This window comes from Actinomadura sp. J1-007 (assembly GCF_009793335.1).
GTDB lineage: Bacteria > Actinomycetota > Actinomycetes > Streptosporangiales > Streptosporangiaceae > Spirillospora > Spirillospora yumaensis.
Genome location: NZ_WING01000001.1, coordinates 5,158,444 through 5,179,334, shown reverse-complemented (window position 1 = coordinate 5,179,334; position 20,891 = coordinate 5,158,444). Strand labels below are relative to the sequence as shown.

At 71.2% G+C, this 20,891-nt stretch carries 21 protein-coding genes and 2 pseudogenes; 11 read left to right on the top strand and 12 right to left on the bottom strand.

What is annotated here, in order from left to right:
* Positions 1–94: 94 nt before the first annotated feature.
* Complete coding sequence (locus GEV43_RS23575; RefSeq protein ID WP_160822551.1) at positions 95–1,408, top strand: cation:proton antiporter; 1,314 nt, start codon at positions 95–97, stop codon at positions 1,406–1,408.
* 114 nt (positions 1,409–1,522) lie between these two features.
* On the opposite strand, the gene GEV43_RS23570 is transcribed toward GEV43_RS23575, so the two are convergent.
* Entirely contained in the window at positions 1,523–2,518 is a 996-nt protein-coding gene (locus GEV43_RS23570; RefSeq protein WP_160822550.1) for an LLM class flavin-dependent oxidoreductase, read from the bottom strand.
* Between the two features lie 263 nt (positions 2,519–2,781).
* Between GEV43_RS23570 and GEV43_RS23565 the strand changes: the two genes are divergently transcribed.
* The 4 genes from GEV43_RS23565 to GEV43_RS23550 all read left to right on the top strand — a co-directional run bounded on the left by GEV43_RS23565 (position 2,782) and on the right by GEV43_RS23550 (position 6,952).
* Positions 2,782–3,639: an LLM class flavin-dependent oxidoreductase gene (locus tag GEV43_RS23565; protein WP_160822549.1), complete on the top strand. Its 858-nt coding sequence runs from the start codon at positions 2,782–2,784 to the stop codon at positions 3,637–3,639.
* A gap of 13 nt (positions 3,640–3,652) precedes the next feature.
* Positions 3,653–4,960 carry an NAD(P)/FAD-dependent oxidoreductase gene (locus GEV43_RS23560; RefSeq protein ID WP_160822548.1) on the top strand — a complete coding sequence of 436 codons (1,308 nt, stop codon included), beginning with the start codon at positions 3,653–3,655 and terminating at the stop codon, positions 4,958–4,960.
* A complete protein-coding gene (locus GEV43_RS23555; RefSeq protein ID WP_160822547.1) occupies positions 4,957–5,973 on the top strand; it encodes a methyltransferase in 1,017 nt (338 codons plus the stop codon). The genes GEV43_RS23560 and GEV43_RS23555 overlap by 4 nt, the downstream gene beginning before the upstream one ends.
* A 115-nt stretch (positions 5,974–6,088) precedes the next feature.
* The gene (locus tag GEV43_RS23550; RefSeq protein WP_160822546.1) at positions 6,089–6,952 is read left to right on the top strand and encodes an NAD(P)H-binding protein; all 864 of its coding nucleotides are present in this window, start codon (positions 6,089–6,091) and stop codon (positions 6,950–6,952) included.
* 165 nt (positions 6,953–7,117) lie between these two features.
* Here GEV43_RS23550 and GEV43_RS23545 read toward each other — a convergent pair whose 3' ends face one another.
* The gene (locus tag GEV43_RS23545) at positions 7,118–8,569 is read right to left on the bottom strand and encodes an FAD-dependent oxidoreductase (protein ID WP_160822545.1); all 1,452 of its coding nucleotides are present in this window, start codon (positions 8,567–8,569) and stop codon (positions 7,118–7,120) included.
* A 140-nt stretch (positions 8,570–8,709) separates the two neighbouring features.
* Here GEV43_RS23545 and GEV43_RS53920 point away from each other — a divergent pair, with 140 nt between their 5' ends.
* Positions 8,710–10,290, top strand: coding sequence for an FAD-dependent oxidoreductase (locus GEV43_RS53920; protein WP_160822544.1), 1,581 nt, complete (start codon positions 8,710–8,712; stop codon positions 10,288–10,290).
* Positions 10,291–10,301: 11 nt separating this feature from the next.
* On the opposite strand, the gene GEV43_RS23535 is transcribed toward GEV43_RS53920, so the two are convergent.
* Both GEV43_RS23535 and GEV43_RS23530 read right to left on the bottom strand, forming a co-directional pair.
* The gene (locus tag GEV43_RS23535) at positions 10,302–10,772 is read right to left on the bottom strand and encodes an SRPBCC family protein (protein ID WP_160822543.1); all 471 of its coding nucleotides are present in this window, start codon (positions 10,770–10,772) and stop codon (positions 10,302–10,304) included.
* Positions 10,769–11,092 (bottom strand): helix-turn-helix transcriptional regulator, encoded by a 324-nt coding sequence (locus GEV43_RS23530; RefSeq protein ID WP_160822542.1) that lies wholly within the window; start codon positions 11,090–11,092, stop codon positions 10,769–10,771. Before GEV43_RS23530 ends, GEV43_RS23535 begins: the two co-directional genes overlap by 4 nt.
* Before the next feature lie 137 nt (positions 11,093–11,229).
* Between GEV43_RS23530 and GEV43_RS23525 the strand changes: the two genes are divergently transcribed.
* The gene (locus GEV43_RS23525) at positions 11,230–11,691 is read left to right on the top strand and encodes a YfbM family protein (protein ID WP_160822541.1); all 462 of its coding nucleotides are present in this window, start codon (positions 11,230–11,232) and stop codon (positions 11,689–11,691) included.
* Positions 11,692–11,862: 171 nt separating this feature from the next.
* Here GEV43_RS23525 and GEV43_RS23520 read toward each other — a convergent pair.
* Both GEV43_RS23520 and GEV43_RS23515 read right to left on the bottom strand, forming a co-directional pair.
* Positions 11,863–12,214 (bottom strand): annotated as a pseudogene (locus tag GEV43_RS23520) (transposase); the annotation flags it as partial.
* A gap of 72 nt (positions 12,215–12,286) precedes the next feature.
* Positions 12,287–13,690, bottom strand: coding sequence for an HNH endonuclease signature motif containing protein (locus tag GEV43_RS23515; protein WP_160822540.1), 1,404 nt, complete (start codon positions 13,688–13,690; stop codon positions 12,287–12,289).
* 317 nt (positions 13,691–14,007) lie between these two features.
* On the opposite strand from GEV43_RS23515, the gene GEV43_RS23510 reads away from it, so the two are divergent.
* A complete protein-coding gene (locus tag GEV43_RS23510) occupies positions 14,008–14,796 on the top strand; it encodes an aminoglycoside adenylyltransferase family protein (RefSeq protein ID WP_160822539.1) in 789 nt (262 codons plus the stop codon).
* Positions 14,797–15,068: 272 nt separating this feature from the next.
* On the opposite strand, the gene GEV43_RS23505 is transcribed toward GEV43_RS23510, so the two are convergent.
* Positions 15,069–15,473 carry an ATP-binding protein gene (locus GEV43_RS23505; protein WP_160822538.1) on the bottom strand — a complete coding sequence of 135 codons (405 nt, stop codon included), beginning with the start codon at positions 15,471–15,473 and terminating at the stop codon, positions 15,069–15,071.
* Between the two features lie 205 nt (positions 15,474–15,678).
* Here GEV43_RS23505 and GEV43_RS23500 point away from each other — a divergent pair, with 205 nt between their 5' ends.
* The 3 genes from GEV43_RS23500 (at position 15,679) to GEV43_RS23490 (ending at position 17,039) form a co-directional block, all read left to right on the top strand.
* Positions 15,679–16,383, top strand: a complete 705-nt coding sequence (locus GEV43_RS23500) for a DUF5753 domain-containing protein (protein WP_160822537.1) — start codon at positions 15,679–15,681, stop codon at positions 16,381–16,383.
* Positions 16,384–16,385: 2 nt separating this feature from the next.
* Entirely contained in the window at positions 16,386–16,517 is a 132-nt protein-coding gene (locus tag GEV43_RS23495) for a DUF397 domain-containing protein (RefSeq protein WP_206681247.1), read from the top strand.
* 387 nt (positions 16,518–16,904) lie between these two features.
* Complete coding sequence (locus GEV43_RS23490) at positions 16,905–17,039, top strand: DUF397 domain-containing protein (RefSeq protein ID WP_160822536.1); 135 nt, start codon at positions 16,905–16,907, stop codon at positions 17,037–17,039.
* A gap of 616 nt (positions 17,040–17,655) precedes the next feature.
* On the opposite strand, the gene GEV43_RS53915 is transcribed toward GEV43_RS23490, so the two are convergent.
* From GEV43_RS53915 to GEV43_RS23475, 5 genes and pseudogenes are all read right to left on the bottom strand, one after another.
* Positions 17,656–18,078 carry an NAD(P)/FAD-dependent oxidoreductase gene (locus GEV43_RS53915; RefSeq protein ID WP_302930953.1) on the bottom strand — a complete coding sequence of 141 codons (423 nt, stop codon included), beginning with the start codon at positions 18,076–18,078 and terminating at the stop codon, positions 17,656–17,658.
* Positions 18,079–18,215: 137 nt separating this feature from the next.
* A pseudogene (locus GEV43_RS53910) lies at positions 18,216–18,791 on the bottom strand (FAD-dependent oxidoreductase); the annotation flags it as partial.
* A 96-nt stretch (positions 18,792–18,887) separates the two neighbouring features.
* Positions 18,888–19,454, bottom strand: a complete 567-nt coding sequence (locus tag GEV43_RS48215) for a cytochrome P450 (RefSeq protein ID WP_309239801.1) — start codon at positions 19,452–19,454, stop codon at positions 18,888–18,890.
* 17 nt (positions 19,455–19,471) lie between these two features.
* On the bottom strand, positions 19,472–20,098 hold the full coding sequence (locus GEV43_RS48210) for a cytochrome P450 (RefSeq protein ID WP_206681245.1): 627 nt from the start codon (positions 20,096–20,098) through the stop codon (positions 19,472–19,474).
* A gap of 26 nt (positions 20,099–20,124) precedes the next feature.
* On the bottom strand, positions 20,125–20,793 hold the full coding sequence (locus GEV43_RS23475; protein WP_160822535.1) for a TenA family protein: 669 nt from the start codon (positions 20,791–20,793) through the stop codon (positions 20,125–20,127).
* Positions 20,794–20,891: the final 98 nt, after the last annotated feature.

Here is a 20,891-nt window from a genome sequence, read left to right as displayed (position 1 = left end):
CGCCCCGCGCCCCGTTCCACGCCCGCAGCACCACGCGCTGCGGGCGTGGACGTCCTGCGCCCCTGATTCCTGAGAACGCCCCCGGGAGGCTTCCATGCTCGCGGCGCCCGTTCCCCCGATCCCCGCTCATTCCCTCCTCGTCTTCCTGCTCCAGGTGGCCCTGCTCGGGCTGCTCGCGCTCGGCCTGGGGCTCCTCGCCACGCGGTTCGGCCTGCCCGCGATCGTCGGCGAGCTGACGGCCGGCGTCCTGCTCGGCCCGTCGGTCCTCGCCGCGGTGGCCCCGGACCTGTCCGGCTGGCTGCTGCCGCACGATCCCGCGCAGATGCACCTGCTGGACGCCGTCGGGCAGATCGGCGTGCTGCTGCTCGTCGGCGTCACCGGCACCGAGATGGACTTCGGGCTGCTGCGGCGCCGCCGGGCCACGGCGCTGTGGGTCAGCTCGTCCGGCCTGCTCATCCCGCTCGGCCTCGGCATCGCGGCGGGGCTGGTGCTGCCCGCCTCGCTGCGCACGGACGGGAGCGAGCACGCGGTGTTCGCGCTGTTCCTCGGCGTCGCGATGTGCGTCAGCGCCATCCCCGTGATCGCCAAGACGCTGATGGACATGAACCTGCTGCACCGCAACGTCGGCCAGCTCACCCTCGCGGCGGGCATGGTGGACGACGCGTTCGGCTGGTTCATGCTGTCGATCGTGTCGGCGATGGCCACCGCCGGGGTCACCGCCGGGCAGATCTCCGAGTCCCTGGCGTACCTGCTGCTGGTCGTGGCGTTCGCGCTGGTCCTCGGCAGGCCGCTCGCCCGCGCCGTCCTGCGCCCGCTCGCGAGCGCCGGGGACGGCCCGCCCATCGCGGGCGCGGCCGTGCTGATGCTGCTCGGCGCCGCCGCGACGCAGGCGATGGGGCTGGAGGCGGTGTTCGGCGCGTTCGTCGTCGGGATCGTCATCGGCAACGGGCGCGCGGTCGGGCTGGCGAAGCTCGCCCCGCTCCGGACGTTCGTCCTGGCGTTCCTCGCGCCGGTGTTCTTCGCCACCGCCGGCCTGCGGATCGACCTCGGCAAGCTGGCCGACCCCGTGGTGCTCGGCGCCGCGCTGGCGCTGCTCGCCATCGCGGTCGCCGGGAAGTTCGCGGGCGCCTACCTCGGCGCGCGGCTCAGCCGGATGAACCGCTGGGAGGCCCTCGCGCTCGGCGCCGGGATGAACGCGCGCGGGGTGATCGAGGTCATCGTCGCGATGGTCGGCCTGCGGCTCGGCGTCCTCAACACCGCCACCTACACGATCATCGTCCTCATCGCGATCGTCACGTCCGTGATGGCGCCGCCGATCCTGCGGGTGGCGATGCGGCGCATCGAGCACACCGCCGAGGAGGAGCTGCGCCTGAACGAACGCCTCGGCACCGCCCAGGACGCGCCCTGACCGCCCGTCCGCCCTCGTCCGGCCCCTGAGGATCACGGGTCCGGACGAGGGCGGACGGTTCTGGCGGTCGGGCGGTCCGGGCGTTCAGGCGTTCAGGCGGCTGCGCGGGCCCGTTCAGGCGGCTGCGCGGGCCAGGGCGCGGAGCGTGCCGGCCGGGTCGGCGAGCGGCGGCAGCGCCGCGAAGACCCCGGTCAGGCCGAGCCCCTCCAGCCGCTTCAGGTGCGCGGCCACCTCCGGGACGTCCCCGGTGACGCCGGTCATGCCGAGCGCGAGGTCGACCAGGCCGAGCTCCTCCAGCAGGCGGGCGTTCTTGCCGCCGACCGTGTGGTCCCACACGTCGTAGCGGCGCTCCATCTCCTCCACCGCGGGCAGCAGCTCCGGCGGTACGAGCGAGCGCATGTGCGGCGACTTCAGCCGGAGCGCGACGTCGGAGGCGAGGGCCGCGCCGATCTCGGCGTTGGCCTCGGCGCGGGTGGGCTTGACGGAGATGAAGCTGAACCCCCAGATCTGCACCGAGCCGGGGTCGCGGCCCGCCTTCTCGGCGGCGGCGCGCACGGTCGCGACCTTGGCCTCGACGCGCTCCTCCGACATGCCGATCGTGGTGACGACGCCGTCGGCGAGCTCGCCCGCGAGGCGCAGGCTGTTCGGGTAGTCGGCGGCGACGAGGATCGGCACGGGGTGCACGCGGGTGAGCGGCTCGGTGCTGTACCCGTCCACCTCGGCGGAACCGCCGCCGAGGACGGCCCGCACGGCGGACACGTAGTCGTACAGCTCGCGGGACGTCGCGACCGGCGAGCGGCCGACGACGCGGCGGACGCTGCCGCCGTTGCCGATCGCGAGCATCACCCGGCCGCCGGTGACCTCGTGCAGCGTGGAGATCGCGGTCGCCGTCGCGGCCGGATGCCGGAAGAACGGCGTGGTCACCATCGGCGTCAGCGTCGCGTTGCGGCTCTCCTGCGCCGCGACCGTCAGCGAGACGTACAGCTCCCACGCGCGGGCGGGGGTGTCGCCGACCCCGACCACGTCGTAGCCGAGGTCGTCGGCCAGCTTCACCAGCCCGCGGAATTCGGCGAGGTCGTCCGCCCACTCGATGATCGCACCCAGTTTCATGAAACGCCCTCCCGAAATTATCCACGCCGAGGCCCGACGCCTTGAACATAGATAAGTGAAATGGCGGGCGCAATATGGCTTGAGGGAATGTCGAGCCGTTCTCGATCGGCGGTTCGGGAAGGTCGCCGCGCGGTTCGCCGGCGCCGCGATCCACTCGCCCCAGGGCCCGGAAGCAGGTCCATCGAGGCTCGACCCGCACCCCAGCGGGCATCCGGAGAATTCCTCCGTAGCAACGTCCGCGTGAGATCCCCAAGGGAGCGTACATGGATATCGGAGTGTGCCTGCCGACCACCGTACCCGGTGCCGACGGCAGCCGGCTGATCGAATTCGCGCGCCGCGCGGACCGTCTTGGATTTCACAGCCTGACGGTGGTCGACCGGGTCGTCTACGACAATTACGACGGCATCGTGGCGCTGGCCGCCGCGGCGGCGGTGACCGAGCGGATCAGGCTGACCACCGCGATCCTGCTGGCCGCGTCCCGGCCGAGCGCGGTCGAGCTCGCCAAGCAGCTCGCGAGCCTGGACCGGCTGTCCGGCGGACGGCTCGTCGTCGGCGTCTCGTCCGGGATGCGCGAGGACGACTACACCGCGACCGGCACCGACCACGGCTCGCGCGGCCGGCGCCTGGACGCGATGATCGAGGAGATGCGGGAGGTCTGGAAGGGCGCGGGCCCGGCGCCGGGCGTCGGCCCGAAGCCCGTCGACGGCGACATCCCGATCTGGGTCGGCGGGCACTCCCCGGCGGGCCTGCGGCGCGCCGCCCGGTACGGCATCGGCTGGATCTCGCCCGGCGGGCCGCCGCACAAGTACCCGGAGCTGGTCAACAAGGTCAAGGAGCTGTGGGCCGAGGAGGGCCGCGAGGGCGCGCCGCGGATGGGCGCCAACTGCTACGTCGCGCTCGGCCCCGGCGGCAAGGAGGCCGCGAGCGAGCACATGCTCCACTACTACGCCTACATGGGGCAGATGGCCGAGCACCTCGCGAAGGGCGCCATCACCGACGAGTCCGTGCTGCGCGACGCCGTGGACGGCTACGCGGCGAACGGCTGCGACGAGCTGCTCCTGCTCCCCGTCACCGACGATCCCGATCACCTGGATCGCATCGCCGACGTCGTCCTGCGCTGAGCGGGGCCCGGTGATGGACACTCCCCCGAAGGACCCGCGCGTCGTCATCGTCGGCGGCGGGATCGGCGGGCTCGCGCTCGCCCAGGGACTGCGGCAGGCGGGGTTCGGCGACGTCACGGTGTACGAGCGCGACGCGTCCCCGCGCGGCCGGATGCAGGGCTACCGGCTGCGGATCAGCCCGGAGGGCGAGCAGGCCGTCAAGGCGTGCCTGCCCGCCCGCGCCCGCGAACTGCTCGCCGCGACGTCCAACCAGCGCGGCTCGGAGGGCCTGGTCGCCTACGACGAGCGGCTGAACGAGATGTGGTCGCCCGACTTCACCGACCCGCGCGCCGACGACCCCGACAAGGTCGACGCCGTGGACCGGGTGACGCTGCGGCGCGTCCTGCTCGCGGGACTCGGCGGCGCCGTCCGCTGGGGCGAGCGGTTCACCCACCTCGAACGGTCCGGCCCGGAGGGCAGGGTCGTCGCGCACTTCGCGGGCGGCCACGCCGACACCGCCGACGTGCTGATCGCGGCGGACGGCGCGAACTCCCGGGTCCGCGGCCAGCTTCGCCCGGACGACCGGCACCAGGACCTCGGCGTGCGGGCGATCCTGTCGCGGACGCCGCGCGCCAAGGCGGACGCGGCGGGGCTGCCGGAGGTGCTGCGCGACCGGTTCGTCAACGTGACGGGCTCGAACGGGCTGCGGCTCGCGCTGATGCCGATGGTGTTCCGCAACCCGCCGCGCGAGGCGGCCGAGCGGATCTGGCCGGGCCTCGGGTTCGATCCGACCGAGGACTACTACATGTCGGTGTTCAGCGTGCACCAGGACCACCTCGGCCTCGGCGACGAGGCGTTCTTCGCGATGGACGGCACGGCCCTGCGCGACCTCGTGCTGGAGCGCACCGCGGACTGGCACCCCGACCTGCGGGGCGTGTTCGCGCACGCCCAGCCCGAGGAGACCCACCCGCTGGCGCTGCGCGCCACCATCCCCGTCGAGGCGTGGTCGGCCGGGAACGTGATCCCGCTCGGCGACGCCGCGCACACCATGCCCCCGACCGGCGGCGTCGGCGCCAACACCGCGCTGCGCGACGCGGCCGGGCTGACCCGGGCGCTGGCCTCGGCGTTCCACGGCGGCCGGGACCTCGCGGAGGCGGTCGCCGAGTACGAGCGGGACATGGTCCGGTACGCGACCGAGGCGATCGACACCTCGTTGAGGATCGCCAAGTGGTCGATGAAGAAGATCGACGTGGACGGGCCCCCCGGCCCGCCCGCGCCGTCCGAACGGTCACCCGAACGGCCCCGAGGCGGGGCCGCGACGCGGCAAGGAGCAGCGCAGTGACGAGCACCACCACACCGGACACCAGCCGTCCCGACGGAATCCTGCGGCTGGCGAACGCGTTCTGCGACGCCAAGGCGCTGCTGACCGCGGTCGAACTCGGCCTGTTCACCACCCTGAGCGCGGGCCCGGCCACCGAGGAGGAGATCCGCAAGGCGCTCGGGCTGCACGGCCGCGGCCTGTCGGACTGGCTCGACCTGCTGGTCGAGCTGGACATGCTGGAGCGCGCGGATGGCCGGTACGCCAACACGACCGGCGCCGACCGCTACCTGGTGCGCGGCCAGGAGTCGTACATCGGCGGGTTCATCGAACGTTCCAACCGCAACCTGTACCCGGCGTGGGGACGGCTGTCGGAGGCGCTGCGCACCGGCGAGTCCCAGTCGGGCAGCGACTTCGGCGCGGTCGTGGAGAACCCGAGGATCCTCGGCCAGTTCATCAACTCGATGGACGCGTTCATCCGGGTCCTCGGCCCGCAGTTCATCGAGGCGTACGACGGCTGGGCCGACTACGGCTCGGTGCTGGACATCGGCGGCTGCCGCGGCGCGCTCACCGCGCAGATCGTCAAGGCGCACCCGCACCTGACCGGCAAGGTCTTCGACCTGCCGCAGATGGAGCCGTTCTTCCAGGAGAAGGTCGCCGAGCAGGGCCTGGACGGCCGGATGAGCTTCCACGGCGGCAGCTTCTTCACCGACCCGCTGCCGTCCGCCGACATCGTCGTCATCGGGCACGTCCTGCACGACTGGGACCGCGAGCAGCGCGGCTTCCTCGTCAGGAAGGCGTACGAGAGCGTCAACCCCGGCGGCGTCCTGCTCGTCTACGACCGGATGCTCGACCGGGCGTCCAGCCGCCAGGTGAACCTGGTCGTCAGCCTCGACATGCTGCTGGTCACCGAGGGCGGCTCGGAGTACACCCTCGATGAGCTGCGCGGGCACGCGCGGGAGGCCGGTTTCGCGTCGGTCACCGACCAGCCGCTCGGCGAGGACGACACCCTGCTGATCGCCCGCAAGGCGTCCTGACCCGGGCCGCGCGGCCCCGGCCGGACGCACCGGGGCCGCCTCCGGGGACGGCCGTGCCCGCCGGACCAGGCGCCCGGCGGGCACGGCCCTCCCGTCACGACTGAGGAGACGATCGATGTTCCTGGTATTCGGATCGACGGGCGGGGTCGGGCGGCACGTGGTCGCCGGGCTGGCCGCCGCGGGCGAGCGGGTCCGCGCGTTCACCCGCGACCCGGCCCGCGCCTCGTTCGCGGAGTCCGGCGGCCTCGTGGAGGTCTTCGCCGGCGACCTCGCCGACCCGGGCGCCGTGCACGCCGCGCTGCGCGGCGTGGACGGCGTGTTCATGGGGACGAGCGCCGACGCGCTGGACCACGAGCCCACCGTGGCCGACGCCGTGCGCGAGCGCGGCGTGCCGCGCGTGGTGAAGCTGTCGTCGGTCGCCGCCAACACGCCGGTGAACGACTCGTACGGGCGGGCGCACGCGGCGTCGGAGGAGGCGTTCGCGAAGTCGGGCGCGGCGTGGACGTTCCTGCGCCCGGCCGGGTTCATGACCAACGTGCTCCAGTGGCGGCGGTCGATCGGCGGGCAGGGCAAGGTGTTCCAGCCGTACGGCGACATCGCCCGCGCGATGATCGACCCGGCGGACGTGGCGGCGGTCGCGGTCGCCTGCCTGACGGCCTCCGGCCACGCAGAGCGGTCCTACCAGCTCACCGGCCCCGAGGCGCTGACCGCGCCCGAGCTGACCGCGCGGATCGGCAGGGCGCTGGGCCGCGACCTGGAGTTCGTCGGCGTCGCGCCCGAGCAGGCGCGCGCGGGCATGGTCGGCGCCGGGATGCCGCCGGACCTGGTGGACGGCCTGCTGGCGTCGATGTCGGAGCCCGGTCCGCTGCGCGGCGGCACGGTCACCCCCGACGCCGAACGCATCCTCGGCCGCGCCCCCGCCACGTTCGACGCCTGGCTCACCCGCAACCTGGACGCCTTCACGACGCCCACCCCCTGACGCACTCCCCCACCCTCCGAGGGCGGCCGCCTCCAGGCGACCGCCCTCGCTCCGTCCCCGCTGAACGCCGACGCACGGCGACGCGAGGCGTCCCCCGAACAGCACGGATCCCCCTCGTAGATGTCCACACCCGAGGGGGATCCGAGTCTTCGGCCGGCCACACGGTCAGACGGTGGCCTCCGGACGCGCGGCGTGGATGATCGCGCGCAGCTCGTCGCGGGTCGGGGTGCCGTCGGCGGCGGCCGGCTCCTCGCCGTACTCCTTGCGGGCCTCGCCCGCCCGGACGGCCAGCTCCGGGTTGCCGAGCACCTCGTCCGCCGGGCCGACGAGGTTGACGCGGCGGCAGAACGCGCGGCCGAGTTCGATGTCGAGCAGCACGCCGCCGGCGAGGCCCTCGGCGATGAGGTGCTGGCGCTCCATCTCGGCCCGGTCGTGCTCGGGCACCTCCCGGCCGGTCAGCCGGTAGATGCGGGCCCGGTCCATCGCGGCCGACTCGCGGTAGACCGCGTCGGCCTCGGCCGCGACGCCCTCCTCGTAGGCGAGGGCGGTGGCGGCGAGGTCGCCGCCGTGCCGTTCGACCGCGTCCGCCGCGGTGAACGCGAACGTCAGCGCCATCGCCGCGCCCCACCCGTACGCGGGGTTGGTCGTGCAGAGCGAGTCGCCGACCGGCAGCAGCCCGAGCACGAGCGGCGCGCCGTCCACCACGTACCGGCGGCGGACGTTGTGGTGCCCGCCCATGATCTGCACCCCGTCCAGCGGCGTGCCGTTCGCCGGGTCCACCCACGGCGCGACGGCCGGGACCGCGCCCGCCGCCGCCTCGAACGCCCAGGTGTGGCGCAGCAGCCGCAGGTCCTCGTCGGCCGGGTGGCCCTCGAAGCAGATCGCGAACGTGTCGTGGTCGCCGGGGAAGCCGATGTAGGCGACGCCGTCGAGGTCGCCGCGCAGCGTCGCGACCGCCGTCTTCGGCAGGTCGCAGCCCTCGGTGAACCGGTAGTAGCGGCTGAAGTAGACCGTCTCGCAGTCCTGGCTGTCGGCGCCGACCCGGACGCCCTCGGCGGCGAGCCAGCGCGGCAGCGGCGTGCGCTGGCCGCCGCAGTCCAGGACGAGCCCGGCGTCCAGCTCCCGCCCGTCCGCGAGCCGCACGCCGGTGACGCGCGGCGGCGTGCCGTCCGCGCGCTCGAAGCGCAGCCCGGTCGCGACGGCGGGGCACACGAACGCGATGCCCGGCCGCGCCTCGGCCGTCCGCCGCAGCGCCAGCTCGAACGCGGCGCGCCGCGCCCACAGGTTCGCGAACGCGTCGTCGCCCGGCTCCCACAGCTCCTCGGGGATCAGCCGCTTGAACAGGTTGATGACCTCGATGCCGTCCGCGCCGAGCCGTTCGAGCACCTCGGGCGCGTGCGCGGCCAGCAGGTTCCGCGTCCGCGCGGAGAAGCCGTGCGGCAGCCGGAACTGCGGGACGCCGCGCCGCTTCCACGTCATGAACGGGTCGTCCCCGGGCGGCGGCGGGTCGCGTTCGATGACCGTGACCGCGTGCCCGCGCCGGTCGAGCGCGATGGCCGCCGCGAGGCCCGCGACGCCGCCGCCGAGGATGACGATCTGCGAGTGGGCTTCGGTCACGGCGTTCCTCCAGGTCCCGGCGGCAACGTGCCGATCGTGGCCCTCCGGCGTCGACACCCGCTGGAAGGGCGCTCGACCCGCCTCCAGCGAATCTTGAGCGCGCGGTGTGAGGCTCGCCGGGCAGAGGACGGAGGTCGATCATGGACGAGTCGGTTCCGGTGCTCATCGTGGGCGGCGGCTACGCGGGCCTCGCGTCCGCGCTGTTCCTGTCGCACCACGGCGTGCGCTGCACGCTGGTCGACCGGCATCCGGGGGTCTCGGTGCAGGGCCGCGCGCGGGGCATCAACCAGCGCACGATGGAGCTGTACCGGCCGCTCGGGATCGAGCCGCGGATCCGCGAGGCGGGCCGCCCGTTCGACGGCGAGTCGGGCGTGGTGCGCTGCGCGTCGCTGGCCGGCGAGTGGACCTGGCTGCTCGGCGACGACGCCCGCGCGCCGCTGCCCGACCTGACGGCCTGCGGGTTCGGCATGGCCGACCAGCGCACCGTCGAGCCGATCCTGATCGACGCGGCCCGCGCCCGCGGCGCCGACATCCGCTTCGGCGCCCGCTGCCTGTCGGCCGAGCCCGGCCCGGACGGGATCACGGCCACGGTCGCCGACGCCACCGGCGCGCGGCACACCATCCGCGCCGACCGGCTGATCGCCGCCGACGGGTTCCGGGGAACGATCGGCCCGTCCGCCGGGATCACCCGCGAGGGGCCCGGCGTGACGCAGAGCTGGGTGACGTTCCTCGTCGAGGCGGACCTCTCGGAGATCGTCACGAAGCGGGCCATGTTCTGGATCGTGATGAACCCCGAGCTCGGCGGCTTCGGCTCGTTCCTCACCACCTCCGTCGAAGGGCAGTGGGCGGTCAGCTTCACCTACGACCCGGCGCGCGAGTCGCCGTCCGACTTCACCGCCGAACGCTGCGCGAAGGCGGCCCGCACGGTCATCGGACGCGACGTCCCCCTGGAGATCCTCGACATCGCCTGCTGGGAGGAGGCCGTGGGCGTGGCGGACGCATTCCGCAGCGGCGACGTCTTCCTCGTCGGCGACAGCGCCCACGTCTGGCCCCCCGCCGGGGCGATGGGCGCGAACGCCGCCGTCCAGGACGCCCACAACCTCGCGTGGAAGCTCGCCGCCGTCATCAACGGCTGGGCGTCACCGTCGCTGCTCGACACCTACGAGGCCGAACGCCGTCCCGCCGCCCAGGCGCTCGCGGGCATCACCGTCCGCCGCCAGGAGGCCCGCTTCAGCAACACCCCGGTCGTGGACGACGTGGACGACACGCTCTGCACCCTCGGCCAGCGCTACAACTCCAGCGCCGTCCTCGGCCCCGCCCACCCGTCCGTCTACGGCGACGACCTCGCCCAGCACGCCGCGCCGGGCACCCGCGCCCCGCACCTGTGGCTCTCCCGCGCGGGCGCGCGGATCACCGTCCACGACCTCTTCCACGACGCGTTCACCCTGCTGACCGGCCCCGGCGGCGCGCCCTGGGTCGAGGCCGCCTACCAGGTGGCCGCCGAGACGGCCGTCCCCCTCCGCGGATTCCGAGTAGGCCCGGAGGGGGACGGCATCCACCTGATCGACGTCGACCACGCCTGGGAACCGCGCTACCGCCTCGGCCCCACCGGCGCGGCCCTCGTCCGCCCCGACGGCTACGTGGCCTGGCGCTCCCCATCCCTCCCCGACTCCCCCGCCACCGCCCTGGCGGACGCCCTGCACCGCATCCTGCACGCCTGACCTGGGCGCCCCTACGCGAACAGGCCGGCGTAACGCGACAGGTACAGCGGCCATCCGGCGTCGCCGCCGATGCCATCGGCGATGGCCTGCCAGCCGGGCCCGTGCCGGTCGATGTCGCGGTGCTCCAGTACGACCCGGGTGCGCTCCGGCGTCTCGGCGATGAACCGCACCTCCACCTCGCTGGTGTTCTCCGGCTCTGTCTCCAGCTGCCATCGCACGCCGATGTCCCAGCTGAACACCACGCGGTCCGGCGGCTCGTACGCCAGGACGCGCGCCCACCGGCACTCGCTGCCGTCCTCACCGCGGTCGTAGATGTGGCCCCCGACCTTGGGCTCGAACACCGTCTCCGCGATCGGCGCCTTGAGCAGGTTGTGCTCCGGCGGCTTGAAATCACCGAACCGCTCGGTGAACACGGTGAACGCCCGCTCGATCGGTGCCCGCACGACGGTCTCCCTGCGCACCACCGCTGCTGACTCGGTCATGGTTTCTCCTCGCTCGGTCGCTCGGCGGCCTCCTGGTAGCCCGCCATGGCCCGCCCCCAGAAGGCGTCGAGCTGATCACGCAGCGCGGCCACGCCCGCCGGGTCGAGCCGGTAGATCCTCCGCGTGCCGACCGCGCGTTCGGTGACCAGCCCCGCGTTCTTCAGCACCTTCAGATGCTGGGACACCGCGGGCCTGCTGACCGGCAGCTCGTCGGCGAGCTCCCCGACCGCCCGCGGCCGTTCCGCCAGACACGTGATGATCGCGCGCCTGGTGGGATCCCCCAGCGCGGCGAGCGCGTCATCAGCTTGGTAAGTGCCCACGAACGGTAAGCCTAGACGAACGGTCCCACAGCCACAAGCCGCCCCCTCCCCCGAACCACCTGACCCGCCCAGCGGCGCATGGCATTCTCGGACCCCCCTGCGCAAAATCGGAATAGGAGCAACGAGTGGGCCGATACATGTCCTTCACCCGCGTCACACAGCAGGAATTGAAACGAGGCGACGAAGACCCGCAATGGCTCCAGTCCCTGATCGACAGCCGCATGGAGTCGAGCGAAGGCACGCTGGATACGGTGGGCCTGGACAAGGCGTGGGCCGGCATCCAGTACCTCCTGGACGCGGCCGATGTCGGCATCGAGTTGCAGATCGACGGCAGCTTCCTGGACGCCGAAGGCATGAACGGCTGGGACCCCGAAGAGGTGAAGGAGGCCGCCGACCTGCTCCGGAAGGCCGACTTCGAGACCCTGGCCGTCCACTACGACCCGGCCGACATGGACGCCGAAGACGTCTACCCCGGAACCTGGAAACCCCGCGGCGACACCGGCCTGCATTACCTGCGGGAGCCCTACGAGGCCCTGGTCCGATTCTTCAACGCCACCGCAGACAGGAACGAAGCCGCAGTCATGACATTCTCCTTCTGAACTGGCCCGGCCTGCCCCCTCCCCGCAGCCGCCATCCCCTGACGACACACCGATTCCGTGATGGCCGCCAAAGACGCGCGTGCCGTTCGGCCAGCGGCAACCAGCCCCCAAGCCGGCACCCTCACGTCCGTCCAGCCCCTCAACACCCTGCCTGCCGCGGGCATCAAGGAGCCCGGAGTATTGCCGCTGCACCCCCCGGCTGAGCAGGTGCCCTTCTTCAAGAACCCGGTGTCATCGACGACCAGCACGCCCTCACGGTGCCCCAGATACTCGACGGCGTAGCCCCGCAGATCGTCCCGGGCGCCATCGACGTCCCAGTCCGCCCGCCGCAGCAATCGCTGCATCCCATCAGGTGAAACCGCACCGGCATGCTCGGCCGGCGTCCACCCATTCTTGCGCTCCAACCCCGCGACCAGCCCGGACGCATTCCCCGGACCCGCTCACGCGGCTCGGACAGGACGAACCTGCCCGCGATCCGCGCGTGCACCCGGTCCAGGTCCGCAACAACCACATCGACGGCCACACACGCCGTGATCACTACGAACCGCAACACAAGTGCCGTTGCAGTGTTAGCGGCTGAGTGGGGAGTTGGGTTTTACGGACCTGTGGGTTGCCTGTCGCTGTGGGAGGGATGGAGCGAACGTTTTGCGGGTCGGTGGCTTGGGGGGCGTTGCGTGGTGCGGGTGCTTCGGTGCGCCCGGGACCGGGAGGTGTTGGGCCGTGTGGTGTCCGGGTTGTTGGGCTGGTTGCGGTTGACGTGGAAGCCGGATGTCTCGTTCTTACCGCTCCGGTGGCCGGGTGACTTACCGCTCCGGTGGCCGGGTGAGAGGAGGCGGTAGGTGTAGAGGCCGTCTGGGGTTTGCCGGATGCTAATCCGCTCTGGCTGTGCGTGCTTGAAGCGGTTGTGCCAAGCGCAGCACAGCACCAGTCGGTCGATGTCGGTGGCACCGTTGGCCAGGGCCCATCCGTCGACGTGGTCGACTTCGCAGAGATGCCCCGGAACTTCACAACCGTTGACGACGCAGACCGGGTACAGCACCTGGAGGACTCGGCGTTGGGCCGCGGTCGCGAACCGTACGCGCCGCCCGAGGTAGAGCGGGACGTTCTTCCGCCCCAGGATCAGCGCGGACACACCGGCGGCCAGCGCTATGCGTCGTGCTTGCGGGGCCGGGATCGGTGAGCCGTCGCCGAGGCGGGCGGGGGTGTGTCCGCCGTTCAGGGTGTCGAGATCCATCACCACGGTGACCTGGCCGGAGACGTGCCCGCCGCTCAGCACTGCGGTGAGCGCCGCCGCGGTCCGTTCGGGCAGGTCGCGGCGGTCATCGGCACCGGCCGGCTTTGCCAGGGGACCCAACGCGGCGTCCCAGACGGCAGCATCCTCGGCGTTCAGCCATCCCTTCAGATAACGGCCGCCATCCAGCGAACGCACCGAGGACACCCATGAACGCTCGTAGCCGCGGGCCTGTGCTTCAGGCGGGCGTTCGGTTCCGTCGCGTTCCGCTATCACCTCACCGATCCGGTCCCCGGTCGCGGCGACCTTTCCGGGCGGGCATCCTTGCTCGACCAGACCGAGCAGAATGCCCTCGGCAGCGGCACAGTCCGGACCGTCCAACCGGGTCACCGCCCTGGCAATGGTCGCGGCATGTCCGAACGAGAGCCCACCCGTGGCCAACAGCATGTCCACCTTCGGCAAACGGGCCAGCTGCCGGGCCAACGTGATGCGTTCCCTGGCTCGGGCGTCGCGCATTCCTAGCCGCGAACGCAACCATGCCTGAGTCGATGGAAGACCCCACCGACGCGTTTCACCAGACGCGTCAACGACGCCGATAAAGCCCGCGAGGGCGCGTTCGGCCACGTCCAGGGCACCGGCAAGTCTCTCGGCCGATTCCAGGCATTCAGCAGCCGTCTCTGGCGGCTGCCGCCGGGCCAGTTCCGCGGCGGCCGCCATCGCGCGGTCCACCAGTTCAGCGGTGGACAGCGACGCGAGATCATCTGCCATCGAACACATGCTCAGACAGTATCGACACCGTCGCTGAGCGTTAATGGTCGCGGAAGGGAGAGCGTTAAGGGTGTTGAGTAAGAGAGGTGTGAGGTGCCAGATAGGCGGGGTACTCGCTCCCAGTTTCCGGTGGGCTCTCCTTCGCCAGGCCACAGCAAGGTGGGCCTGACGGTAAGGGGGCCTGTTGCGAAAGCGCTGTTCAGGGCCGCTCGGTGGCGGGTGTGACCAGCACGGCCGCATGACGGCCGATCGCGAGCCGACCGCGAGCCGGGCCATATTGCCGTGCGGTCGGACCCGACGCGAGAGACACTGACGCGGTGAATCAGCTTGAGGAGATCGTGAGGTTGGCCCGCGGTGTGCTGGGCGGGGACCTCGTCGGTGCATATCTTCATGGGTCGTGCGTGCTCGGCGGCCTCCGGCCGGCCAGCGACCTGGACGTTCTGGTCGTCTCCGGACGGTCGATGGACGAGCGGGAGCGACGGGCGCTGCTGGGCGGCCTGCTCGGGATCTCCGGTTCCGGGGACGGGGCCCGCCCGGTCGAGCTCATCGTGGTCGTTCAGGACGAGGTCCGGCCATGGCGTTATCCTCCGGCCTGCGACTTCCTGTACGGCGAATGGCTGCGCGCCGAGTACGAGGCTGGGAAGGTCCCCCGGCCGGAGCCGATGCCTGATCTGGCCCTGCTGATCACGATGGCGCTGACCGCGGACCGCGCCCTCACCGGCCCGCGGCTGACACAGGTCCTCGCCCCCGTCCCACACTCCGACGTGGTCCGGGCCAGCGTGACGGCCATTCCCGACCTGCTCGACGAACTGGACAGCGACACCCGCAACGTCCTGCTGACTTTCGCACGTATCTGGACCACACTCGCCACCGGCCAGATCAGGTCGAAGGACGCCGCCGCCGAATGGGCTCTAGCTCAGCTCCCACTCGAACACCGCCCCGTCCTCGAATACGCCCGGCAGCTCTACCTCAACTACCGTTACAGCGAGGAAGACTGGAGCGAGACATTGCGAGCGCAGGTGCGTCCACATGTGCACCACGTGCTCTCCGAGATCGAACGGTTGAGCTCCCCGAGCCAGAGTCCGTCCCGAACGTTCCGGTCATAGCCATTCCTCGATGGCCGCGAAATGCACGGTCGTTTCAAAGTCTGCGGACCGCAAATTCAGCGCATCCGGGTAGGCGCGGCCCCGCCCGGGAGTCGTACGCCTTGTCGGAACGCTCTCCGGCTTGACCACCATCGGATCCCCGCGCCCCACAACCTTGACCACCTGTGTCCAAGATCCACTTTCGTGACGGGCCCGGGGGCACGGGCACCACACCGGCCTCTCCACGGACTCGTTCCGCCTCCGCCCACGACGGAACGAGCCGTCCGTTGAGATCATCCTGCGCCTAGGACGACTCGGACGGACTTGCAGCCATCGGCATGGCGCTTCCAACTGAGCCGATGGCCGCTCAGCTCATTGATGATGTTCAGCCCACGTCCGGAATCGTCCTCAAGGCTTGGGACCCGTACGCGAGGGAGCCCTGTGCCCTGGTCCCACACCTCCAGAATCACGGTTTCGGGGGACGCGGCGACATAAAGAGCCGTCGGGCCGGGGGCGTGTTTCACCGCATTGGACACCAGCTCGCTCACGACGAGCTGGGCATCTTCCCCAAGAAGGACGGAAGCCCCAGCCCGCACCATTTCGTCCATGGTGAATGACCTCGCCATAGCGGCCGCGGCCACGCCGGCGTCCACCAGAGAGAGCCGTTCTCCCGCCTCCGGCCCTGCTGTTGTGCACATGGATACTCCTTCGGCTGCACTGGCCGCCAGCCTGCATTACAGGGAGTACGCTTGTGGTACACAATCCGGGATATTGTGAATCTGCGATCTTGAGGGGCTTGATATGAGCCGTGTCGGCAACCTCGATCCGGACAATGACTATGGGCACTGGATCGCGTCCAACCTGAGGTTTCTCCGCCTGACATGGGGCATGACCACTGCGCAGGTGGGAGAGATCATCGGAGTCACAGCCTCGCAAGTCTCAAATCTGGAAGCAGCACGGTCACAACTACAGATAGAGCAGGCCGAATCCCTTGACCTGCGATGGAAGACTGACGGGCACCTGACCCGCATGGTGCGGCAGAGGGACCGACCGCATGATCCGGACTGGTGGAACCAGTACGTGGTGTACGAACGCCAGGCCGAGCGCATTGAGTCGTACAACGCCTTGGTGGTGCCAGGGCTGCTCCAAACGGAGCCCTACATGAGAGCGCTGTTCGAGGTCTCGGTCGTGGTGACCGACATCGACGCAGCGGTACGGGATCGGCTGGCCAGGCAAGAGTCACTACGAAAAAAGGATCCCCTTGAGCTGCGATTCCTGATCAAAGAATCGGCGCTGCTGGACCCCATCGGCGGCAAGGAGGTGATGAGGGAGCAGCTTGCGTACCTGCTGGAGGTGTCCAGGTGGCCCAACGTCGTTCTACGAGTCGTGTCGCGAGACATAGGAGCACACGTGGGGGTGGACGGTTCGTTCCAGCTCCTCCATGGGGGAAAACGTGTGGCAGCGTACATAGAAGCTGTGGGCGGAGGGAGACTCGTAGTGACTCCTTCCAAGGTCGCCGGGTACCGGCGACGGTATGACACCCTCATGGGCGAGGCGCAGCCTCGGAGAGTGTCAGAGGGCCTCATCAGGGATGCGATGGAGGGCTGAATATGGACGACGTGAAGTGGCGCAAGTCCAGCCGTAGTGACACGTCAGGCAAAGAGTGCATTGAGCTGGCCGACCTGAACAGCTCCGTTGGAGTGCGGGACAGCAAGGACCCGAAGGGCCCAAGCTGGTGCTGAGTCGTCGGCAGCTCGGGAGCTGCTCCGGCGGCGAGGAACGCCTAGTAACGGGAAGCAGGGAGAGACTCCCTCTAGCGGTCGTCTAGCACGTACTCGCTGACGCGGAGCGCGTGACAAGACGGCCAGGGCCTCCGTTCCGGCGGAGGCCCTTCCCATGTCTGTTCTCTATGGTCACCGCGCTGGAAGACGCCCTCCGAAGCATCCTGCACGCCTGACCTGGCCCGGGCTCGGTTCAGCGAATGGGGTCGTTCCACTCGTTGGCGTGGCGTTGCCTGGGGCCGAGGATCCGTTCAGAGTCAAGGGGCGGGTGGGGTGAGGTGAGGCGGGCCAGCGGCAGCATCACCGTCTTGGCGAACGGCCCACAATCTTGGCATTTGAGAGGTGGTCATGAGCGACGAGGTTCACTGGCGTAGAAGCAGCTACAGCGACACGTCAGGCAAAGAGTGCGTGGAGTTGGCCGTCCTGCATGGGTCCGTTGGAGTGCGGGACAGCAAGGACCCGAGGGGCCCAAGCTGGTGCTGAGTCGTCGGCAGGTCGGCGAGTTGCTGCGGGTGGCGAGGAACGCCTGATCGGGCAGCAGGGAGAGGTTCTCTCTCAGGTGGTCCCTGGGACTAGGTGTTTGTGCTGGGAGGTTGGGGGCGCGGCTGGCGGGGGGGCTGGCCGTTGGGTGCGGGGTGGTCGCGGTGGTGGTTGGAGGCGTGCGGCCGTTGTCGGGACGCGGGTGCGCCTCGCGTACGGGCCGGGCCAGGGGTGCGCGGTCGCTGCCTGGCGGGTTCGGCGACTCGCCGCAGGGGCCGGCCGAGCTGCACGTATCGCAACGCGGTCTAACGAGGTATCGGCCGGTTGGGACGGTGGTCCCGTCTGGCCGTGGGGGTGGGTGGGCTCGTCGTCGCCTGTCTGGTCGCACTTCGCCTTGCCGTCGTTTGCATGCTGGCCCGGGCGCTGGTCAGCGATCGGCTGTCGGTTCGTGTTCGGGGGCCGGGAACCCTTGCTGACGATGTGATGCACGATCCTGAAATCCCAGGACTCGTTCACGAGAACGACGGTCCCACCAGCGCGGCCCGGCGCGGTTGCGGAGGGTTCTGCGGCGGGTCAGGGGGCTGGGGCTTTCCAGTTGATGGTGTGGCGTTGTTCGGGCCTAGGGTTCGTTCGGGTTGAGGAGGGTGCGGGTGAGGATGGGGAGGGTCAGCCGCATCATGGTCTTGGCGAACGGGCCCAGTGTCTTGGTGGTGTTGGCCTTGGCGCCGCGGTCGATGACCTTCTCCACGCGGGCGCGGCGGAGGCGTTCGTAGGCGGTGAACGCGGCCTCCGGGGCGGGGATGTCGCGGAGGCAGCGGGCCAGTTCGACGGCGCTCTCGACGGCCATGGACGCGCCCTGGCCTGAGGACGAGGACGGGGCGTGCGCGGAGTCGCCGACGAGGACCATGCGGCCCCGGTGCCAGCGCGGCACCTTCGGCATGTCCTGCATGGAGCCGAGGACGGTGAGCGCCTCGGGGTCGGTGGCGGTGAGGATCTTCGCGGCTGGGATCTCGTCGGAGTAGATGTCGCGGAGTCGGTCCAACCATTCGGCTCGGGGGTTTCGCGGGCTTCGGCGGAGGTCATCGCGGCGTGCGGGACGTTCGCGAACCATGCCGTACGGCCGTCCGGTTGTGCCCAGTAGCCGAGGAAGCCGCGCTTGCCGAACGCGAAGAACATCGTGCTGGGGTCGGCGGGCAGCGTCACGTCGGCGGCGGCGCCGAAGTTGAGGAGCCGGGTGGCTTGGGGGCCGGGCGCGGCGGGGTCGATGAGCGTGCGGACGGTGGAGCCGATGCCGTCGGCTCCGACGAGGATGTCGGCGCGTGCGGTGGTGCCGTCGGCGAACAGGGCGGTGACGCCGTCCGGGTCCTCCTCGGCGCCGACCAGGCGTTCGCCGAAGCGGGTCTCGATGCCCTGGCCGGCGGCACGTTCGCGCAGGGCGCGGCACAGGTCGTCGCGCCAGAGCGCCAGGCTGGGCGGCAGGCCGCGCAGGCCGGGGAACGTCCCGATCGTCCTGCCGCGGCCGTCGTGCATGACCGCCCGCGTGATGGGCTGCCCGATCGCGCGGACGGCGTCGGCCGCGCCGACGATCTCCAGTGCGGACAGCCCGTTCGGCGCGATCGACAGGGTGACGCCCACGCCGTCGGACGGGGCGGCGTACGCCTCGTGGACGGTCGCGTCGATGCCCGCGCGGTGGAGCGCGAGCGCGGTGGCCGGTCCCGCCACGCCGCCGCCGACGACCAGTGCCGTACGCGCCATGAACGCCTCCTAGGAACGGCGAAGGGCTCAGTTTCGGGCATGCGGACGGGATGGGGAAGCCCCGGCGGCGGCGCGCCGGGGGCCGGAGGCGGACGCCTACCAGGTGACCGGGATGGCGGTGAAGCCCTCCATGAAGCCGCCGAGACCGCGCGGCAGGTCGCGGGCGGGGACGGCGAGGCGGATGTCGGGGAAGCGGCGCAGCAGGGTCTCGGTCGCGACCTGGAGCTCCATCCGGGCCAGCGCGGCGCCCACGCAGTAGTGGATGCCCGCGCCGAACGTCATGTGGTGGTTCTCCTTGCGGTGGATGTCGATGGTGAACGGGTCGTCGAACACCGTCTCGTCCATGTTGGCGGACTCCTCCGACAGCAGGACGCTCGTGCCCTCCTTGATGACCGAGCCGTCCGACAGCTCGATGTCGGTGAGGGCGTAGCGGAGCGTGCCGATGGACGAGCCCATGATCTGCGTGCGGAGCAGTTCCTCCACCGTGGACGGCACGAGCTCCGGGTCGGCCTTCACCTGCTCGACCAGGTCGCGGCGGTGCAGCAGGACGGCGGTGCCGGTGCCGATCTGGCTGGCGGTGGTGACGTAGCCGGCGATGAGCAGGCTCTGCGTCCAGTGGTGCAGCTCGTAGTCCGACAGCCGGTTCTCGTCCTCGTCGCGCACCTTGATCAGGCTGCCGATCAGGTCGTCGCCGGGTTCTTCCGCTTGGTCGCGATGAGGTCGGCGAGGTAGGCCCACAGGCCCTTGCGGCACTCCTCCACCTCGGCGGGCGGCAGCTTGGTGACCGACAGGAAGCCGTCCACGAGGCGGCGGAACTTGTCGCGGTCCTCCGGCGGGACGCCGAGCAGCTTGCAGATCACGAGGATCGGCAGCGGGAACGCGAGCGCCTCGTTCAGCTCGGCGGGCTTCGGGCCGTCCGCCATCGCGTCCAGCAGCTCGTCGGTGACCGACTGGGCGAACGGGCGCAGCAGCTCGATCCGGCGCGCGGTGAACGCCCGGGTCACCAGGCCGCGCATGGCGGTGTGGTGCGGCGGGTCGCCGTCGATCTTCGGGTCGACGAACAGGTCATTGTCGGCCGAGACCCGCGCCATGCCGGGCCGGGCGATGTTCTTGCTCAGCCGCGCGTCGGCGAACAGGCTGCGCACGTCCTTGTAGCGGGTCACCATCACCGCGGTGTCGCCGGACGGCAGCCGCACGTCCACCTGCGCGCGCTCGCGCAGGCCGCGCAGCTTCTCGGGGACCTCCATCACCGGGGTCCACTCGAACGGGTAGGGAATCGGCGTGTCGGCGCTGGTGTCGGCGCTCATGGAAGACCTCTCTCGTCCGGGATCGTTCAGACCGGCCACGAGGGCTGGTGAAGGCAGCAGTCGGCGAAGGCCCATTCGTAACGGACGCTGATGGAGAACTGTTCGACGATCGCGCGACGCCCCCGTTCGGAGGCCGTCTCCGCCGCCCGGTCCACCATGTCGAGGAACGCGCTGACGGCGTACCCGTACGACTCGCCCGGGTGGTAGACCTCGATCCACGGCGCGTACCGGGAGCCGGGCCGGACGCCGTCCCTCAGGCCGTCCGACACCTCGGCGTTGAACCACACCATCGGCAGCAGCGCGCCGAGCCCGTCGTGGAACGAGCGCGCCGACGCGGCGGTGAAGAACGACGCGTGCGCGTGCGTCGCCGGGTCGATCGGGAGCTGCTCGCCGAGCGCGGGCGCGCCCAGCTCGCTCGCGAGGTCCGCGTACGCGCGGCGCAGCTTGTCGCGGGCGTCGAGGGTGCCGACGATCGACTGGCCGAGCAGCGCGGTGTCGGCGTCGTCGGGCGCGGCCGCCGCGCAGCGGGCCAGGGCCCGGGCGTACGCGGGCAGCAGGTGCCCGGTGTCCTGCTGGACGAAGAACGCGAGCGCCTCGGGCGGCAGCGTCCCGTCCCGCAGGCCCGCCCAGAACGGATGGTCCTGCACCTTCCGCAGCACCGGGTCGCGTATCTCCTTCAGCTCGTCGCGCAGCATCGCTCTCCTCCGTCGGTTCCGGACCCGGGACCGGGTCCGGGCCGGGCTCCTGGCGCGGACGCTACGGACCGCCGCTCAACGCGCCCTTGAACCACCAC

What these genes read in the sequence shown, in the direction of transcription:
- GEV43_RS23575 (WP_160822551.1), top strand. Translation starts at nt 95, where the DNA reads ATGCTCGCGGCGCCCGTTCCCCCGATCCCCGCTCATTCCCTCCTCGTC.
- GEV43_RS23570 (WP_160822550.1), bottom strand. Translation starts at nt 2,518, where the DNA reads ATGAAACTGGGTGCGATCATCGAGTGGGCGGACGACCTCGCCGAATTC.
- GEV43_RS23565 (WP_160822549.1), top strand. Translation starts at nt 2,782, where the DNA reads ATGGATATCGGAGTGTGCCTGCCGACCACCGTACCCGGTGCCGACGGC.
- GEV43_RS23560 (WP_160822548.1), top strand. Translation starts at nt 3,653, where the DNA reads ATGGACACTCCCCCGAAGGACCCGCGCGTCGTCATCGTCGGCGGCGGG.
- GEV43_RS23550 (WP_160822546.1), top strand. Translation starts at nt 6,089, where the DNA reads ATGTTCCTGGTATTCGGATCGACGGGCGGGGTCGGGCGGCACGTGGTC.
- GEV43_RS53920 (WP_160822544.1), top strand. Translation starts at nt 8,710, where the DNA reads ATGGACGAGTCGGTTCCGGTGCTCATCGTGGGCGGCGGCTACGCGGGC.
- GEV43_RS23535 (WP_160822543.1), bottom strand. Translation starts at nt 10,772, where the DNA reads ATGACCGAGTCAGCAGCGGTGGTGCGCAGGGAGACCGTCGTGCGGGCA.
- GEV43_RS23525 (WP_160822541.1), top strand. Translation starts at nt 11,230, where the DNA reads ATGTCCTTCACCCGCGTCACACAGCAGGAATTGAAACGAGGCGACGAA.
- GEV43_RS23515 (WP_160822540.1), bottom strand. Translation starts at nt 13,690, where the DNA reads ATGGCAGATGATCTCGCGTCGCTGTCCACCGCTGAACTGGTGGACCGC.
- GEV43_RS23505 (WP_160822538.1), bottom strand. Translation starts at nt 15,473, where the DNA reads ATGTGCACAACAGCAGGGCCGGAGGCGGGAGAACGGCTCTCTCTGGTG.
- GEV43_RS23495 (WP_206681247.1), top strand. Translation starts at nt 16,386, where the DNA reads ATGGACGACGTGAAGTGGCGCAAGTCCAGCCGTAGTGACACGTCAGGC.
- GEV43_RS23490 (WP_160822536.1), top strand. Translation starts at nt 16,905, where the DNA reads ATGAGCGACGAGGTTCACTGGCGTAGAAGCAGCTACAGCGACACGTCA.
- GEV43_RS48210 (WP_206681245.1), bottom strand. Translation starts at nt 20,098, where the DNA reads ATGAGCGCCGACACCAGCGCCGACACGCCGATTCCCTACCCGTTCGAG.
- GEV43_RS23475 (WP_160822535.1), bottom strand. Translation starts at nt 20,793, where the DNA reads ATGCTGCGCGACGAGCTGAAGGAGATACGCGACCCGGTGCTGCGGAAG.